This window comes from Lentzea sp. NPDC036949 (assembly GCF_055608075.1).
Map to the genome: position 1 here is coordinate 59143 of NZ_JBVJRA010000023.1, position 16990 is coordinate 76132.

At 71.0% G+C, this 16990-nt stretch carries 12 protein-coding genes; 5 read left to right on the plus strand and 7 right to left on the minus strand.

The genetic code is table 11. The annotated features are described in order from the left end of the window. Positions 1-88: 88 nt before the first annotated feature. The 5 genes from ACZ7CD_RS37550 to ACZ7CD_RS37570 form a co-directional block, all read right to left on the minus strand. Positions 89-3694: an AAA family ATPase gene (locus ACZ7CD_RS37550; protein ID WP_470380740.1), complete on the minus strand. Its 3606-nt coding sequence runs from the start codon at positions 3692-3694 to the stop codon at positions 89-91. A 38-nt stretch (positions 3695-3732) separates the two neighbouring features. Beyond that, positions 3733-4500 (minus strand): GntR family transcriptional regulator, encoded by a 768-nt coding sequence (locus ACZ7CD_RS37555; protein WP_360398386.1) that lies wholly within the window; start codon positions 4498-4500, stop codon positions 3733-3735. Positions 4501-4531: 31 nt separating this feature from the next. Continuing rightward, positions 4532-5317, minus strand: a complete 786-nt coding sequence (locus tag ACZ7CD_RS37560; RefSeq protein ID WP_360398388.1) for a glutamate ABC transporter substrate-binding protein — start codon at positions 5315-5317, stop codon at positions 4532-4534. A 194-nt stretch (positions 5318-5511) separates the two neighbouring features. Beyond that, positions 5512-8154 carry a bifunctional acetate--CoA ligase family protein/GNAT family N-acetyltransferase gene (locus ACZ7CD_RS37565; RefSeq protein WP_458433697.1) on the minus strand — a complete coding sequence of 881 codons (2643 nt, stop codon included), beginning with the start codon at positions 8152-8154 and terminating at the stop codon, positions 5512-5514. Positions 8155-8159: 5 nt separating this feature from the next. Continuing rightward, the gene (locus tag ACZ7CD_RS37570) at positions 8160-9332 is read right to left on the minus strand and encodes an acetoin utilization protein AcuC (RefSeq protein WP_470380741.1); all 1173 of its coding nucleotides are present in this window, start codon (positions 9330-9332) and stop codon (positions 8160-8162) included. A 152-nt stretch (positions 9333-9484) separates the two neighbouring features. Here ACZ7CD_RS37570 and ACZ7CD_RS37575 point away from each other — a divergent pair, with 152 nt between their 5' ends. Continuing rightward, complete coding sequence (locus tag ACZ7CD_RS37575; protein ID WP_360398394.1) at positions 9485-10093, plus strand: DUF3558 domain-containing protein; 609 nt, start codon at positions 9485-9487, stop codon at positions 10091-10093. A 32-nt stretch (positions 10094-10125) separates the two neighbouring features. Here ACZ7CD_RS37575 and ACZ7CD_RS37580 read toward each other — a convergent pair whose 3' ends face one another. Beyond that, positions 10126-10974 carry a sulfurtransferase gene (locus ACZ7CD_RS37580; protein ID WP_470380742.1) on the minus strand — a complete coding sequence of 283 codons (849 nt, stop codon included), beginning with the start codon at positions 10972-10974 and terminating at the stop codon, positions 10126-10128. 77 nt (positions 10975-11051) lie between these two features. Between ACZ7CD_RS37580 and ACZ7CD_RS37585 the strand changes: the two genes are divergently transcribed. From ACZ7CD_RS37585 to ACZ7CD_RS37600, 4 genes are read left to right on the plus strand one after another with little or no spacing between them, the layout of a single operon-like run. Continuing rightward, positions 11052-11747 carry a metal-dependent transcriptional regulator gene (locus tag ACZ7CD_RS37585; RefSeq protein ID WP_470380743.1) on the plus strand — a complete coding sequence of 232 codons (696 nt, stop codon included), beginning with the start codon at positions 11052-11054 and terminating at the stop codon, positions 11745-11747. After that, positions 11744-12922: a galactokinase gene (gene galK / locus ACZ7CD_RS37590; protein WP_470372242.1), complete on the plus strand. Its 1179-nt coding sequence runs from the start codon at positions 11744-11746 to the stop codon at positions 12920-12922. The genes ACZ7CD_RS37585 and galK overlap by 4 nt, the downstream gene beginning before the upstream one ends. A gap of 36 nt (positions 12923-12958) precedes the next feature. Continuing rightward, positions 12959-13921 (plus strand): UDP-glucose 4-epimerase GalE, encoded by a 963-nt coding sequence (gene galE / locus ACZ7CD_RS37595; protein ID WP_360398402.1) that lies wholly within the window; start codon positions 12959-12961, stop codon positions 13919-13921. Positions 13922-13927: 6 nt separating this feature from the next. Then, the gene (locus ACZ7CD_RS37600; protein WP_470380744.1) at positions 13928-15931 is read left to right on the plus strand and encodes a S9 family peptidase; all 2004 of its coding nucleotides are present in this window, start codon (positions 13928-13930) and stop codon (positions 15929-15931) included. On the opposite strand, the gene ACZ7CD_RS37605 is transcribed toward ACZ7CD_RS37600, so the two are convergent. Further along, on the minus strand, positions 15901-16944 hold the full coding sequence (locus ACZ7CD_RS37605) for a DUF4192 domain-containing protein (protein ID WP_470380745.1): 1044 nt from the start codon (positions 16942-16944) through the stop codon (positions 15901-15903). The two genes, ACZ7CD_RS37600 and ACZ7CD_RS37605, sit on opposite strands and share 31 nt — an antisense overlap. Between the last annotated feature and the right edge of the window lie 46 nt (positions 16945-16990).

The window sequence follows — 16990 nt, forward strand, 5'->3', positions numbered from 1 at the left end:
CAGCCTTTCCCGGAAACGAGTGCGAACGGGCGGTATCTTCCCGGGCCCAGGCGGGATTCCGGTGACCTTCAGTCACTTCTCCTGCCGTTCACGTGCCCTCGTGCGCAACGTGCCGGGACACGAGAACTCCGTTGTCCAGCTTGACGACCTGCGCGACGACCAGCTTGTCGACCGGGTCGCAGCCGGACGTGCCGCTGGCGTCGTCCCGGGCGAACGTCAGCCTCCCGGACGCGCCGTCGAAGTCACGCAAAGTACGCAGGTACTGGAAAACAGCCTGCCGGGCCTCACCGTGTTCAGCGGCGCGCGCGACGACCTTCACCGCGTCATAGGCGAGGAGGATGTGTCCGTTGGGGCCCGAAAGAAATGCGCGCCGCACGTGCCGGTTCTGCGCTGTTTCGTAAAGCCGGAAGAACTGTTGCGTCGTTTGCGGAACTTGCGCCATGTCCGGCGTCCACGCGAACGTGGAGAAGTACAACCTCCCGTCGGCGAATTGTTTGACGCCCTCCAGGTCCGCGAAGTTCGTCGTCTCCAGCTGGGTGAGGTCGTCACCGCCGAAGACGACGGGGTCCTGGCAGTTGCCGTTGCCGCTGAGCTCGGTCAGCAGCCCGCCGATCTCCGCGGTGCGGCCGGTGTAGAGGATGAGCGGGTTGCGGGACTTGCCGCAGATGTCCATGACGACGTGCGCGAGCTGCGCGGCCACGGTCGTGCTCTCGTCGTAGCCGTGCATCCTGGGACGCAGCCGGCGTTCGAAGAGCTGCGCCAGATCGGCGCTGTACTCGTCTCCCGGGCTGTGCACGAGGTGCAGCGGGCGGCCGCGCAACGCCTCGGTGCGTTCGATGATCCGCGCGACGACCTCCGCCTGCCGGTCGTTGGACGGCGCGATGCGGAAGAAGTACGGCTTCTGGCTGTAGGTCGTCGACGACAGCGCCGACCCGACCATCGGGACGCCGACCTGGCGGTCCTTCGTGGGTGCCAGCGCCTGCAGCGCCGCGGCGGTGGAGACGCGGCTCTGCCCGAGCCCGGTCACCGCGACGACGGTGCGGTCACGTTCGGCGTAGGTCTTGATCTGCTCGGCGACCACCCTCGCGTGCGCCGACTCGCCGCCGAAGTTCGCGAGCACCAGGCGCACCAACGGGTTGCGGGCGATGCCGTCGAGCTGGTTCCACTCGTGCTGGGCGAGGTAGGCGCCGCGCAGCTCGTTCACGCCGGCCGACAGGTCGCGCTTCACCCGCTCCGTGGAGCTGAGCATGGTGGCGACGACGATCGTGACGCTGGGGCGGTCCTTGGCCTTCGCGACCCTGGCGTTCTCGTCGGCGATCAGCTGGGCCAGCTCGCCGACCTCGGCGTCGTCGCTGTTCTGCAGGGTCGGGTCGCCGTGGGCGAACCGGCCGGGTCGCTCGCTCATCCCGACGCACTGCACGTCATCCACTTTGGACAGACGGGTGCGGTGGCCGGACAGGTCGGCGACGAGCTCACCGGGTTCGTAGATGCCGTAACGCAGGCAGTGCGTGCTGTTCTGGAGGTAGAACGCCGCGCCGTACCCCACGAGCAGCACCGCGACGAGGTAGACGACGACGCGGCGCACGCCGTTGCGGCCGGGCCAGTGCCGCGGGTACGGGTGGACGCCGACGGTGGACTGGCGCGGCAGCGGCGCGGGCGGTGAGGCGGGCGTGTTGTGCTCAAGCGCCCTCTTCGTCGCGCGGTAGGAGGTCAGGCGTTCCTCGGGACCGTGGAGCTCCTGGTGCGAGCGCAGCACCCGGTCGTACATCTCGACGGTCGGCCGCGCGGTGCGGCTGCGGGAACGCAGGTCCCACGTCGCGAGGACGGCGTCTTCGAGCAGCGCGGTCTCCGGGCGCACGACGCGGTCGACGTGGCGGTGCAGGGTGCGGCGGGCGCTGGTGCCGCGCAACCGCTGCCACCACGCGCGTGATTCCTCCTCACGTGGCTCTTCTCCCTCACCCGGCGGCATCGGGGCCTCGGCGATGGTGGCGAGCTCGGCGATCCAGCCGTCACCGCGTTCGTCGACGTGCGGCCGCAGCCGTTGTGCGACGAAGTGGACCTCGCCGAGCGCGAGCGCGTGGTAGAGCGCGTCCTCACGGCGGCCGAGGCTGTCGAAGCGCTCCTTCAGCAGCCGGTGCACGCCCACGTGCGAGAACTCGCCGTCCGGTGCCTCCCGCAGCCGCCGGGCGAGCAGGTCGCGCAGCAGCGGGTGCAGCACGAAGTCGTCGCCGTGGCGGGACGCGAAACTGAGCTGTGCCAGCAGAGCGCGCATGTTGTCGCGGTCCCACTCCCGCGGCAGCAGCGCGTGGACCACGTGCCGGTCCAGCACGCGCGGTGCGGCCAGGCGGGCGAAGATCTCGCGGGCGGCCTGGCGTTCCGGCATCTCCTCCGCACCGGGAATCCGCTGGAAGAACCGCAGCAGCAGGTAGTCGCCGACCGTGGCGTCCTGGAACGTCGTGGTCTCGTCGACGGGCAGGCGTTCGTCGAAGACCGCGCGCACCGACGGCAGCACCTGGTCGCGCGCGAACATGTACTGGACGAGCTGGATGGCCAGGCGGACCGCGAGCGGGTGCCCGTGCGTGACCTCGTGCAGCTCCTCGACGAGCGCCTCGGACTCCACGGTGCTGTTGCGGGCGCGGTTCCACTCGGCGAGGAACTGCCGCGTCTGCTCCGGTGTGAACGGCTTGAGCTGCACCGGCAGGAACATCGACTGGGCGGTCCGCTCGTTCTCGCACCGTTCCAGCCAGGCCGTGTGGTCGAGCTCGGCCTCGGGCAGCGGCGGGGCGGCCTGCTTCGTCGCGATGACGAGCAGCGGCACGTCCGGTTGCACGAGCCGGCGTTCCGCGAGCAGGTGCAGGAAGTCGGTGGGACGCGCGGCGGGCCGCGGGCGTTTCGGCGGCAGGTAGGAGTCGATGCCGTCGAGCAGGTCGGCGCCGTCGAGCAGCAGCAGGGAGTTCATCCTGCGGTAGCGGCGGAACCGGTACGCGGCCTGGACGTCCGCCAGGAACGCGGCGACCAGCACCCGGTCGAGCTCCAGCGTCTCCCCGGAGCGGTGCAGGCCCCACAGGTGCACGAGCGCCGCGTCGAACTTGGGCCGGTGCCCGCCCTTCAGCTCCTTGCCGGTGTGGTTCTCGAACCACCGCAGGGCGCGCGCGACCCGCGGCCCGCCGAGCAGCCACCGCAGCGGCTGCGGTGCGACGACCGCGAGACCGATGAGCCACAGCAGCAACGGCCGCAGCACCTTGCCCAGGCCCTGGGCCGGGGGCAGCACCTCGACGACCTCCGCGGCGTCGGCGACCGCGACCAGCCGGGTCATCTGCTTGGCGGCGAGCTCGCGGGCGCGGTGGTGCGGGTCGTCGGCCGGTTCGCCGTGGAACGCGAGGCGGGCGAGGTCGTAGCGCGGCAGCCGCATCCGGCCGAAGTCGGCGTGCCGGTAGGAGCGCAGCTGCTCGGCGGCGACGTCGAGGATGTCCTTGCAGGAGCGGGAGCCGGCCTTGTCCAGGTCGACGTGGGCGACCGGGGCCTCGCGGTAGCGCCTGCGGACGTGGTCGAGCAGCGAGGTCTTGCCGCTGCCGCCGGGACCGTACGCGACGACCACCGGCAGGGGGTGGTTGCCACGACGTTCGACCAGCGACTCGACCAGTCTGGTCAGCTCGTCTCTGCCGACGAGCCCGATCTCCGGTTCCAGCGCCATGGTCCCTAGACGCTCGCGGAGATGTATTTGTTCCGTTCCTAACGGTCTGCGTGCAGGCGTGCGACGAAGCTGAACCGATCACCCCGGTACAGCGAGCGCGCGCGTTCGATCGGATGGCCTTCCACGTCGTAGGAGACGCGGTGCAGCAACAGCATCGGCAAAGCGGGGTTCGTGCCGATCAGCAGTGCCTCGCGCGGGGTGGCGAGGACCGTCTCGACGCGTTCCTCTGCCTCGGCGAAGCGCACGCCGAGGCGTTCGGTGAGGCACGCGTAGAGCGAGCCGCCCGGGTCGAGCTTGTCGAGCAGGTCGGGGAAGCGGCGGCTGCTCAGGTAGGTCGACTCCAGGCCGATGCGCTCGTCGTCGGCGAGCAGCACGCGTTCGAGGTGGACGACCTTCTCGCCCGGTTCGAGCACCAGGTCGCGGGCGAGGCCCTCGTCGGCGCTGAGCTCCTCCAGCGTGATCACCGTGCGGGTGGGCTCCACCCCCTGCCTTCGCATGCCCTCGGTGTAGCTGACCAGCGACAACGGTTGCACGAGCTTGGGCGGGGCGACGAAGGTGCCACTGCCCTGGCGGCGGAGGAGCTTGCCTTCGAGCACGAGCTCGCTGACGGCCTGGCGCAGCGTGACGCGCGAGACGGAGAACCGTTCGGCGAGCTCGCGTTCGGACGGCAGCACGGTACCTTCGCCGAGGGTCTCGACGAGGTCGAACAGCTCGGCCTTGACCGCGTAGTAGCGCGGAACTCGGCCGTGTTCTGGGATGCCCGCGCGAACGGGTCGATCAGCGCGGTGCGGCGGGACGCGGTTCACGTGGCGTGAGCCTACGTCACGCCCCGTGTGATCAGGCCGCGAGCTTCGGCGGGTCGGGGATCTTGTAGCCGGAAGATCCGATGTTGGCCTCCAGCGACTTGCGCCAGGCCCCCGTGTCGATCATCTTCTGCAGCGCGGCCTGGACCTTCGCCTTGCTCTCGGGGTCGTCGCGGCGCAGGCCGACGCCGTACTCCTCCTTGCTGAACGGTTCGCCGACGACCCGCAGCAGCTCCGGGTTCTGCGCCGCGTATCCCGCCAGCAGGACGTCGTCGGTCGTGACGGCGTCGACGTTGTTGGCCAGCAGGGCGGTCACGCAGTCGCTGAACTTGGCGTACTCCTCCAGCTTCACGTCCTTCGCGAACTGCTCCTTCACGTAGGCCGCCGACGTCGAGCCGGCCGTGGAGCACAGCCGCAGGGTCGCGTTGAGCGACTTCGGGCCGGTGATGCGGTTCTCGTTCAGGCGCACCAGGAGGTCCTGGCCTGCGACGAAGTACGGGCCGACGAAGTCGATGACCTGCTTGCGCTTCTCCGTGATCGAGTAGGTCGAGACGACCATGTCGGCCTCACCGGTGGTCAGCAGCGTCTCCCGGTTGCCGGGCTGCGCCTCCTTCCAGGTGATGTTCTGCTCATCGATGCCGATCTCCTTCGCGATGAACTTCGCGACGTCGACGTCGAACCCGCGGTAGGTGCCGTCGAGCCGGCGCACCGCCATGCCCGGCTGGTCGTAGGACACGGCGATGACGATGCGTTCGTTCTTGCTGACCCGGCCCACCATCGTGGACTCGTCACTGCCCGCGCACGAGGCCAGGAGCAGCACGGCCGCACATGTCGTCGCTACCAGGCGGAGGAGCGCTCTCGGCGTCATTCGTCCCTCTTACAGCTGGGTTTCACGGGCATGCGCCGATGCAACTTCCTGTGTGTGCTCGGCGATGTCGGAAACCTAGGCGGCCCGTGGACGCATGTCCATACCTCAGCGTGGATGAAACCTGCGGAATTGTTGCCGTAACCGGGTCAGCGCAGCCGCCGCGGACCCGCGTCGTGCAACGAAGGAGGAGGTCCGAGCACTATTCGGGCGCTGCTGACGAAAGCGCCTGCGGCAGAAGCAAGAACTGGTTCGAGCTTCAACGAACGCACCTCCGGCAGGTCCTCCGCCAATGCCGCCAAACGGAGTACCAGGTCCTGGAGGGCTTTCAGGTCAGCGGGTTCGTCGCCGCGGTAGCCCGTCAGCAACGGTGCCGCCTTCGGTGCCGCGACGAGCTCCGCCGCGTCGGTGTCGGTCAGCGGCACCGCCCGGTAGGCCCGGTCGCCGAGCAGGTCGCTGACGACGCCGGACAGTCCGAACGAGACCAGCGTGCCGAAGCTGGGGTCGTCCTGCAGGCCCAGGACGCAGCTGACTCCCTTGGGCGCCATGCGTTGCACGTACACGTCCGGTTTGCCGGACAGCGCCGCGAGGTCCCGGTAGGCGGCCTTGACCGATTCCACCTGGGCGATGTCGAGCCGCACGCCGACGAGGTCCGTGCGGTGGCGCAGCCGTTCGCTGGTGGCCTTCATCGCGACCGGGTAGCCGAGCCCGGCCGCGGCCTGAGCAGCCTCTTCCGCGCTGTGGGCGATGCGGAACGGGACGACGTCGATGCCGTAGCACCTCAGCAGCTCGACGGCCGTGCGGTCGTCGATCGCGCGGTCGGTCGCCTCGATCCTCTCGTCCACAATGGATCTGGCCGCGGCCGCGTCGATGCCTTCCGGCCGCATGAAGTGGCCCTGGGGCGCGGCGCGCCACCGTGCATAACGAACCGCTCGCGCCAATGCGAGAACCGCGCGTTCCGGGCTCGCGTAACTGGGAATGGAGCCTTTCCCGGGAACCTTCAGCTCCTCGGGAATTCCTTCGACCGCGAGGAACGTCGACACGATCGGTTTCGTGCGGTGCGCGGCCTCTTTCAATGCGCGGGCATAGGCGGTGCCCGGAACCGCCACCGGCGGCACGAACACGACCACCAGCGCGTCGGTCTCGGGCCGTTCGAGGGCTTCCCGCACGGCCTTCGCGAACTCCTCCGGCGTGGCCTGGGCGCCGACGTCGACCGGGTCGCCCGCGAGCGCGAGGTCCTGGGCGAGCAGCGTGTCCGCGGCGAGCAGGCCGATGGCGGTGGAGTTGCCGACGACGGCGACCCGCTTGCCCTTCGGCAGCGGCTGGTGGGCCAGCAGCAGGGCGGTGTCGAAGAGCTGGGCCAGCGAGTCGACCCTGATCACGCCGGCCTGCTCGAACAACGCCTGGACGCTCGCCTCGTCGACCTTGACACCGGTCGCGGCCAGGCCGGGCGTGACGGCGTGCCGGCCGGACTTCACGGCGACGATCGGCTTGGTGCGGCCGAGCCTGCGAGCGAGCCGGGCGAACTTGCGCGGGTTGCCGAAGGACTCCAGGTAGAGCAGCACGACGTCGGTGGCGGGGTCGGTCTCCCAGTACTGCAGCAGGTCGTTGCCGGAGACGTCGGCCCGGTTGCCCGCCGACACGAACGTCGACAGCCCCAGGCCCCAGCCGGCGGCGTTGGCGAGGATGGCCGTGCCGAGCGCGCCGGACTGGCAGAAGAACCCCGCGCGGCCCTTCTCCGGCAGCTTCGGCGCGAGGCTCGCGTTCAGGCGGACCCTGGGGTCGAGGTTGAGCACACCGAGGGCGTTGGGCCCTACCACCCGCATGCCGTGCGCCCTGGCCTCGGCCGCGAGCCGGCGTTCGGCGGACAGCCCGTCGGGCCCCGTCTCGCCGTAGCCGCTCGACACGACGACCAGCGCCTTCACACCCTTCGCGAGGCACCCGTCCATGACCTCGTCGACACTGGCCGCCGGTACGGCGACGACGGCGAGGTCGACGTCGTCGGGGATGTCGAGCACGGTCGGGTACGCCCGCACGCCCCGCACCGCGCGGTGCTCGGCGTTGACCGGGTAGACGGGCCCGTTGAAGTCGGCTTCGAGCAGGTTCTTGAGCACCGCGTGCCCGATCTTCGTCGGGTCGGTGGACGCCCCGATGACCGCGACGCTGCGCGGGTGCAGCAGGTTGTGCACGCTGCGCGCCTCGGCGGCCTGCTCGCGCGCCCTGGCGACCGCGACGGACTCGTCGGTCGGGTCGATAGCGAACTCCAGGTGCAGCACGCCCTCCTCGAACGCCCTGCTGACCTGGTAGCCGGCGTCGCGGAACACCCGGACCATCTGCCCGTTCTCGGCCAGCACCTCGGCCTCGAACCGGGCGAGCCCGACCTCCCTGGCCGCGGCCGCGAGGTGCTCCAGCAGGATGCTGCCGAGCCCGCGCCCCTGGTGCGCGTCCTCGACGACGAACGCGACCTCCGCCGACTCCCCGCGGTGCAGCCGGTCGAACCGGCCGACCGCGACGATGTCGTCGCCGAGCACCGCGATGAGCGCCACCCGGTCGTGGTGGTCGACCGTGCTGAACCGCTCGAGGTCGCGCTGCGGGATCCGCGGGTAGGGCCCGAAGTAGCGGAAGTACCGCGTCCGCTCGGACAGCCTGCCGTGGAACTCCCTGAGCTGCTCGGCGTCGTCCGGCGTGATCGGCCGCAGGTGCACGGTGCCGCCGTCGCTGAGGACGACGTCGGCCTCCCAGTGCCGCGGGAAGTCGAACGGATCCCTGTGCCCGTTCGTGTCGTCGGCCACTGGTGTCAGTCCCTCGGGTCGTCCGGGTCGAGTCCGTGCAGGGGGAACACCGCACGACGCGTCTCGCGGATCGCCCGGTCCACCGGCTCCTCCGCGTCCCCGCCCCACGGCTGGTGTCCAGGGTCGCACTCATCGGTCATCGACGCAGGCAGCGGCCAGCCGGGCGCGATGCGCGTCGCGTGCGCCACCCACTCCGCGGGCAACGGCCGACGCACGTCCACATCGCGGTCCAGCACCGTCGCGAGCAGGTGCGTCCACGACCGCGGCACCACCCGCAGCAGCTCGTACCCGCCGCCGCCGAGCGCCAGCCACTTGAACCCGTGCTCGGTCACCAGCTCGCGGAACGCCTGGTAGATGGCCCGGTGCCCGTCCACGCTCAGCTCGAGGTCCGCCAGCGGGTCCTCCTTGTGCGTGTCGACACCGCACTGCGTGACCAGCACCTGCGGCCGGAACGCCGTCAGCAGCGCCGGCACCGTCGCGTGGAACGCCCGCAACCACGCCCCGTCCTTCGTACCGGCCGGCAACGCCACGTTGACCGCACTCCCCTCGGCCCCCGCGCCGCCGACCTCACCGGCCCAGCCGGTGCCCGGCCACAGGCTCATCGGGTGCTGGTGCAACGACACCGTCAACACCCGCGGGTCGTCCCAGAACGCCGTCTGCACCCCGTCCCCGTGGTGCACGTCGACGTCCACGTACGCGATGCGCTCGACCCCGTTGCGCAACAGCCACTCGATGGCCACCGCGCAGTCGTTGTAGACGCAGAACCCCGCCGCGCTGTCGGGCATGGCGTGGTGCAGCCCACCGGCGATGTTGACCGCCCGGTCGGCCTCCCCGCTCGCGATGGCCCGCGCCGCCCTCAGCGACCCGCCCACCACCAGCGCCGACGCCTCGTGCATCCGCTCGAACACCGGGTTGTCCGGCGTCCCCAGCCCGTGTCCCACGTCCCACCCGGCGGTGGGCGCCGCCTGCACCGCGCTCAGGTACCCCGGCCGGTGCACCAGCTCGATCTCCTCGTCGCCGGCCGGCTCCGGGACGAGCAGCTCCACGTCCCGCAGCACCCCGAGCGCCGTCGCGAGCCGCACCGTGAGGTCGAGCCGCACGGGGTTCAGCGGGTGGTCGCCACCGAGGTCGTACCCGAGGAAGGACCTGTCCCAGACAACAGCGGCTGGCTTACCCATGCCTGCAACCTACCCACCGATCGGCCCAACCCGTGATCACAACATGGTCGCCCCGTGCGCCCGTGCCCCGCCCGGCGCCTACAGTCCCCTCGCCGGGCGTGAACCCCCCACGGCCCCGGAACCGAACCCACCGAACAGGGGTCAGAGGCGACATGCACCCGCGACCAGCAGCAGCCCTCCTCCTCGCACTGGGCCTCGTCCTCACCGCCGCCACGGGCTGCGCGGAGCAGGTCAAGGGCTCGGCCGTCGCCGACACCAACGCGGCCCCCGAACCGGAGGCCCCGGCCTCCACCTCGAAGAAGCCGTCCACCAGCACCACGCAGAAGACCCCCTCCACCAGCAGCGCCCCGACGAAACCGGGCGACATCAAGATCGCCACCAAGAAGAAGACCGCCGGCCTCGAAACCTGCGGCGTCCTCAAGGCCGCCGACGTCGAGGCCGCGACCGGCGGCAAGTCCGCGGCGGACGGCGGCTGCATCCACACCCTCTCCAACCCCTCCGTGGTGGTGACCCAGATGGTCACCGTCCCCGAGGTGGTCGACGAGGAGGGCGAGAAGAAGCAGATCGAGATCGGCGGCAACACCGCCTGGCAGGTCGCCACCTCCAAAGAGGACTGCCAGGTCACCGTCATGCTGACCGACGACCCCACCGCCATCACCACCGCCTTCTCGGTGAGCGTTCTCGCCCTCGACGAACTGGACACCTGCGGCGCCGCCCTGAAACTCGCCACCGCCGGCTTCGACCGCATCCCGAACGCCTGACCCCGGACCAGCCACCTCCGGCTGGTCACCCGTCAGCCCGTCGCCACCTCCCTGTCCAACGCACACCAGTTCGACCACGACCCGGCGTACAACGCCGCCGGCTCCTCCGCCGACGTGATCCCCGCCACCTCCAACGCGAGCACCACGGACGACGCGGTCACGCCAGACCCGCAGTACGCGCCGACGGCCACCGCACCGCCCGCCTCCGCCGACACCCCGATCCCGGCGAACCGCTCCGCCAGTTCCTCCGCACCGAGCCACCGCCCGTCCGCCCCGACATGCCCGGCCGACGGCGCGTTGAGCGCCCCGGGAACGTGCCCCGCCTTCGGGTCCACGGGCTCGGTCTCCCCGCGGTACCGCTGCGGCGCCCGCGCGTCCAGCAGCACCCCGTCCCGCGCCAGCGCCGCCGCACCGTCCGCGTCCAGCACCGGCATCTGCCCGGCCCGCACCACGACGTCCCCCTCCTCCGGCACGACCTCCTCGGCGCTCACCGGCAACCCCGCCGCCTCCCAGGCGGCGAACCCGCCGTCCAGCACCGCCACGTCCCTGAACCCGGCCCACCGCAGGAGCCACCACACCCGCGCCGCCACCGAACCGTCACCCCCGTCATAGGCCACGACCCGGCCACCCTCACGCACCCCGGCACGCCGCAGCACCTCCTGCAGCCGCTCCGGATCGGGCAGCGGATGCCTGCCGCCCACCCCCGGCGGGGCGGACAACTCGGTGTCCAGGTCCACGTACACCGCGCCGGGCACGTGGCTGACCTCGTAGTCTTGGCGTCCGGGCGGCCCACCGAGCCGCCACCGGACATCCAGCACAACGGCCGCCGGCCGCGCACTCAGCGCGTCAGCGAGGGCTTCAGGAGTGATCAAGGCATGCACGGGTCACATCCTGCACCGCGCGGACACCTGTGTCCCCCGGCACGACTACCATTGACACCACACGAAGGGGAGCGGGTGTGAACGACCTCATCGACACCACGGAGATGTATCTCCGCACGATCTACGAGCTCGAAGAAGAAGGCGTGGTGCCCCTGCGCGCCCGCATCGCCGAGCGCCTCGGCCAAAGTGGACCGACCGTGAGCCAGACCGTCGGCCGCATGGAGCGCGACGGCCTGGTCGTCGTGGCGGAAGACCGTCACCTCGAACTCACCGAACAGGGCCGCAACCTCGCGATCGCCGTCATGCGCAAGCACCGGCTCGCCGAGCGCCTCCTCGTGGACATCATCGGGCTCGAGTGGGAGCACGTCCACAGCGAGGCCTGCCGCTGGGAACACGTCATGAGCGAAGCGGTCGAACGCAAACTCATCAAACTCCTCGGCAACCCCACCACCTCCCCTTACGGCAACCCCATCCCCGGTCTCGACAAGCTGGGCGACGGCGAGCCCGCCCCGCCCGCCGAGGCGGACCTCGTGCGCATCGACGAGGTGGCCCGCCGCGGCGGTGGCCCCGTCGAGGTGCGCCGCATCGCCGAGCACGTCCAGCTCGACCCGGACCTGATGGCCGAGCTGAAGGAGGCCGGCGTCATCCCCGGCGGCACTGTCCAGGTGGAGTCGCTCGGCAACGCCAAGGTCATCCAGGTGCGCGGCCCGAACGACAACCTGGCCGAACTCGACCCGGCGGTCGCCCACGCCGTGCTGGTGCTCGCCCGGTGACCCAGGCGACGACGACTCCGGCCGCCAAGGCGGCGGAGACGTTCCACCGCCTGCACGGACGTGCACCTCACGGGGTCTGGTCGGCACCCGGCCGCGTCAACCTCATCGGCGAGCACACCGACTACAACGACGGCTACGTGCTGCCATTCGCCCTGCCCCACCGCACCGCGGTCGCGGCATCGCCCCGTGCCGACGGTGTGCTTGCTGTCAGCACGCTGGGTGACGACGGCGGGGTGCAGCACGCGGCGCCGGTCGCGGTCGCCGACCTAGCGCCTCGCACCATCCGCGGGTGGGCCGCGTACCCCGGCGGCGTCGCCTGGGCCCTGCGCGAACAGGGCCTCCCGGTGACCGCAGGAGCGGACCTCGTGATCGCGGGCGACGTGCCCGCCGGCGCGGGCCTGTCGTCCTCGCACGCCCTTGAATGCGCAGTCGCGCTCGCGCTGCTGGGCCTGGCGGACGTGACCGCCGAACGGCCGGACATCGCGCGCTGGGTGCAGCGGTCCGAGAACGACTTTGTGGGCGCGCCGACCGGCATTCTGGACCAGACGGCATCGCTGTCCTGCATCGAAGCGCACGCATTGTTTTACGACGTACGCTCCGGCAAGTCGGAGCAGGTCGCGTTCGACGCCGCCGCCAGCGGCCTTGAGGTGCTGGTCATCGACACCCGCGCCAGCCACTCCCACGTCGACGGCGGCTACGGCGCCCGGCGGGCGGGCTGCGAGCGGGCCGCCGGCATCCTCGGCGTTCCCGCGCTGCGCGACGTGGACATCACCGAGCTCGACGACGCGCTCGTCCGGCTGCCCGAAGAGCTGCGTCCGCTGGTGCGGCACGTGGTGACCGAGAACGATCGCGTCCTGCGGACCGTCGACCTGCTGCGCGCGGGCCGGCTCGCCGAGATCGGCCCTCTTCTTTCGGCGTCGCACGTGAGCCTTGACGAAGACTACCGAGTCTCCTGCCTCGAACTCGACGTCGCGGTCGAGGCGTCGAGGGCGGCCGGGGCGCTCGGCGCCCGGATGACCGGCGGCGGCTTCGGCGGCTCCGCGATCGCCCTCGTGCCCGTCGAACGGCACAACGCGGTCGAGCGGGCCGTGCTCGTCGCCTTCGCCGCGCGCTCGCTCGTGCGGCCGCGACTTTTCACGGCGGTTCCCTCCGCGGGCGCGGGCCAGGACAGGTAGCGGAAACCGATCTTGACGAGGATTGCGAGGACTGTGGTGAAGCTGCTCGTGACGGGCGGGGCCGGCTACGTCGGCAGCGTCTGCGCTGCGCGCCTGCTCGAAGCTGGGCACGAGGTGGTCGTGCTCGACGACCTCTCCACCGGCCACGAGGACGCCGTTCCCGCGGGTGCGCGCTTCGTGCGGGGTGACATCGCCGAGGTGATCGGCGACGTCCTCGCCGAGGGCTTCGACGGTGTGCTGCACTTCGCCGCGAAGTCCCTCGTCGGTGAGTCCATGCAGGACCCCGGGAAGTACTGGACGGGCAACGTCCTCACCGCGGTTCGCCTGCTCACCGCGATGAAGGAGCATGGCACGCCGAAGCTCGTCTTCTCCTCGACTGCCGCGACGTACGGCGAGCCGCGGGAGGTGCCGATCCCCGAGACCGCGCCCACGCAGCCCACCAACACCTACGGCGCCACCAAGCTGGCCATCGACCACGCGATCACGTCGTACGCCGCCGCCCACGGGCTGGCCGCGACGAGCCTGCGGTACTTCAACGTCGCCGGCGCCTACGGCAGCATCGGCGAGCGGCACGCGACCGAGACCCACCTGATCCCGCTCGTGCTGCAGGTCGCGCTCGGTCAGCGGGAGCACATCTCGATCTACGGCGAGGACTGGCCGACCGAGGACGGCACCTGCGTCCGCGACTACATCCACGTCACGGACCTCGCCGACGCCCACCTCCTGGCGCTCGACCACGCTACTGCCGGCGAGCACCGGATCTACAACCTCGGCAACGGCACGGGCTTCTCGGTGAAGCAGGTCATCGACACGTGCCGCGAGGTCACCGGCCACCCGATCCCCGCAGTCGTCGCACCGCGGCGGGCAGGAGACCCTGCTGTTCTCGTCGCCTCCGCCGAGCGGGCCCGCACCGAGCTCGGGTGGAAGCCCGAGCGCGCCGACCTCGCCGGCATCGTCCGCGACGCGTGGGAGTTCACCCGCGCCCGACACGGAGCCTGAACCACGATGACCGACTTCGCCTCTTTCGAGAGCTACAACTCCACCCCGCGGCTCGCGTCGCTCGCGCTGTCCCCGGACGGCACGCGGCTCGTCACCGTCGTCTCCTCGCTCGCGCCGGACGGCAAGACCTGGCAGGGCGCCCTCTGGGAGGTCGACCCCACCGGTGAGCGGGACGCCACCCGCCTCACCTACTCCACGAAGAGCGACGCCGCGCCGGTCTTCGCGCCGGACGGTTCGCTGCTGTTCCTGTCGAAGCGCCCGGACCCGCTCACGAAGCCGGACGAGGCCAAGGACAAGACGGCGCTGTGGCGGCTGCCGGTCCGCGGCGAGGCCGCCGAGGTGCTGCGGCCCGGCGGCGGGGTCGGCCAGGTGCGTGTCGCGGGCGAGACGCTGTTGCTGACGTCGTACGCGCACCGCCTCGTGGAGTTCGGCGGCGAGGACGACGCCAAGCGCAAGGCCCGCGAGGACGCCGGCGTGACGGCGATCCTGCACGAGTCCTACCCGATCCGGTACTGGGACTCCGACCTCGGCCCCAGCTACCCGCGACTGTTCTCCGTCCCGCTGGACAGGCCGGCTGCCGAGCACGTCACCGCCCTCAGCGACGACTCCGAGAGCAGGCTGAGCGACGAGGACATCGCGCTCAGCCCCGACGGCAGGTGGGCCGTCCACGGGTACGCCGTCGACGTCAGTGCCGCCTACGGCCGCCGGACCGAGCTGCGGCTCGTCGCCACCGACGGCAGCTCCTCGCGGGTCATCGCCTCCGAGGAAGGCTTCTCGTTCTTCGACGCCGCGTTCACCCACGACTCCTCGGCCGTGATCGCCATCCGGTTCCGCGAGTCCACCGCGGACGCGCCGTACCGCAGCAGCCTGGTGCGCATCGATCTCGCCGACGACTCGATCACGCCACTGGCGCCGGACTTCCAGGAAGAACCGGCGCACCCGGTGGTGAGCCCCGACTCCTCGGCCGTCTTCTTCGTCGCGAGCCACCTCGGGCACCAGCCGGTGTGGCGGCTCGACCTCGCCACGGGCGAGGTCACGAAGCTGACGCTCTCGGGTTACTACAGCGACGTGGTCGTGAGCCCGGACGGCGAGACGCTGTACGCACTGCGCAACTCGGTCGACCACCCGCCACAGCCCGTGCGGTTCGCCAGCACCGGAGCCGACCAGCACCCGGTGCGGCTGCCCGCCCCCGGTGCCCTGACCTCGGTGCCCGGCACGCTCACCGAGGTCTCCACCGTCGTGGCCGACGGCAGGACCGTCCGCGCCTGGCTGGTGCTGCCCGACGGTGCCTCCGCGGACTCCCCCGCCCCGCTGCTGCTCTGGGTCCACGGTGGACCCGTGATGAGCTGGAACGGCTGGACGTGGCGCTGGAACCCGTGGCTCATGGCCGCCCGCGGCTACGCCGTCCTGCTGCCCGACCCCGCGCTGTCCACGGGGTACGGGCCCGACTTCATCGCGGCCGGCTGGGGTCGCTGGGGCGCCGAGCCCTACACCGACCTCATGGCCATCACCGACGTGACCGTCGAGCGGCCCGAGATCGACGGCTCGCGCACCGCCGCCATGGGCGGGTCCTTCGGCGGTTACATGGCCAACTGGATCGCCACCCAGACCGACCGGTTCCGCGCGATCGTCACCCACGCCTCGCTGTGGCACCTCGACGCGTTCTCCGGCGCCACCGACGACTCGTACTTCTGGATGCGGGAGATGGGCGACCCCATCACCCGGCCCGAGCGGGTCCTCGCCAACTCCCCGCACCTGCGGGTCGCCGACATCAAGACGCCGATGCTCGTCATCCACGGGGACAAGGACTACCGGGTCCCCATCGGCGAGGGGCAGCGGCTGTACTTCGACCTGGTCCGGCACGGCGTCACCGCGAAGTACCTTTACTTTCCTACGGAAAACCACTGGATTCTCACCCCCGGGAACTCTCGGGTCTGGTACGAGACGGTGTGGGCGTTCCTGGCCGAGCACGTCCTCGATCAGGAGTGGGAGCGGCCGGAGCTGCTCTGAGTTCCCGCGGAGAGCAGCTTGCGGGCGTTCAGGACGGCCTTGTCCGCCAGTGTTTTGAGCTCTTCGGGAGGCAGCGCGGCGCTCAGTGCGCCGCGCAACAGCCGCGCCAGCGCGTGGCCGAAGCAGGCTTCTTCGGCCACGTCGAGCGCGACCGACGCGAGTCCGCCGTCGCCGCGGTGGTAGGCGAAGAACGCCAGGAGACACGCGGGTTCCGCGCGTTCCGGTGACGGGCAGGACCTCGTGAGGTCGAGCCACAGCCGTTCGGCCGCCCTGGCGTTGTTCTGCACCGCGTACGACAGGCAGGCGTCACGCACCTCCGGGTGCGCCAGGGCTCTGCTCAACGCGACGATCTCCGCGTCGGACAACGGTCCCTTGCGCTGCTCCGAGGCGTCGATCGCGGCACGCACGCGACGGAGTTCCGCTGCCGGCTCAGGCGGTTCCTCGGTGTTCATGAGCTCGTCGAGCAGCACGGACCTGCGTTCGCGGGCCTCCACCGAGTCGAGCGTGACCACCGCTGCCAGCGCGGCGCGCGACTCGAACGTCACGTTGCCGTCGCTCGCGCACGCCGCGGCCACCGCGGACACCTGCGGGTCCGGCAACCGCCCGTGGCAGTCGAGGTCGAAGTAGCAGTACCACGGGGCGTCCTTCTCGCACGCGTGCAGCCACACGGCTTCGAGGACATCGATGCCGTGTCCGCCGAGACTGTTCGCAAGTGCGGTGATCAGCGGCTCGTGCGGAAGCTCCTCCGGCATGTGCTCAGAGGGTGCGCTGATGACCGCGAGGATCACGCCCTCCGCGCCTTGCTCCAGGAGCGGCATTTCCAGCTGGGCCACCAGAAGCCCTCTATGTCGCGGGCGGGGCAGGTCGACGCGCATCGTCATGGAGACCGCGCCGTCCCTCAGGACCAGCACGACGAGCGACTCCGTCGGGTGGAAACCCATCAGGTGCGGGATGGCCGCGTAGAGGTCGCCGGGGGCGCGGAGGCGGATCGGTTTGGGGAGGGTTGTGGGCATGGTGCCACTGTGGCGGGTGGCTGGGCTGTGGGGCTTCGCTGATGTG

Excerpts from the sequence above, each read along its gene's own strand:
- ACZ7CD_RS37550 (WP_470380740.1), bottom strand. The coding sequence starts at position 3,694 with ATGGCGCTGGAACCGGAGATCGGGCTCGTCGGCAGAGACGAGCTGACC.
- ACZ7CD_RS37570 (WP_470380741.1), bottom strand. The coding sequence starts at position 9,332 with ATGGGTAAGCCAGCCGCTGTTGTCTGGGACAGGTCCTTCCTCGGGTAC.
- ACZ7CD_RS37575 (WP_360398394.1), top strand. The coding sequence starts at position 9,485 with ATGCACCCGCGACCAGCAGCAGCCCTCCTCCTCGCACTGGGCCTCGTC.
- ACZ7CD_RS37600 (WP_470380744.1), top strand. The coding sequence starts at position 13,928 with ATGACCGACTTCGCCTCTTTCGAGAGCTACAACTCCACCCCGCGGCTC.
- ACZ7CD_RS37605 (WP_470380745.1), bottom strand. The coding sequence starts at position 16,944 with ATGCCCACAACCCTCCCCAAACCGATCCGCCTCCGCGCCCCCGGCGAC.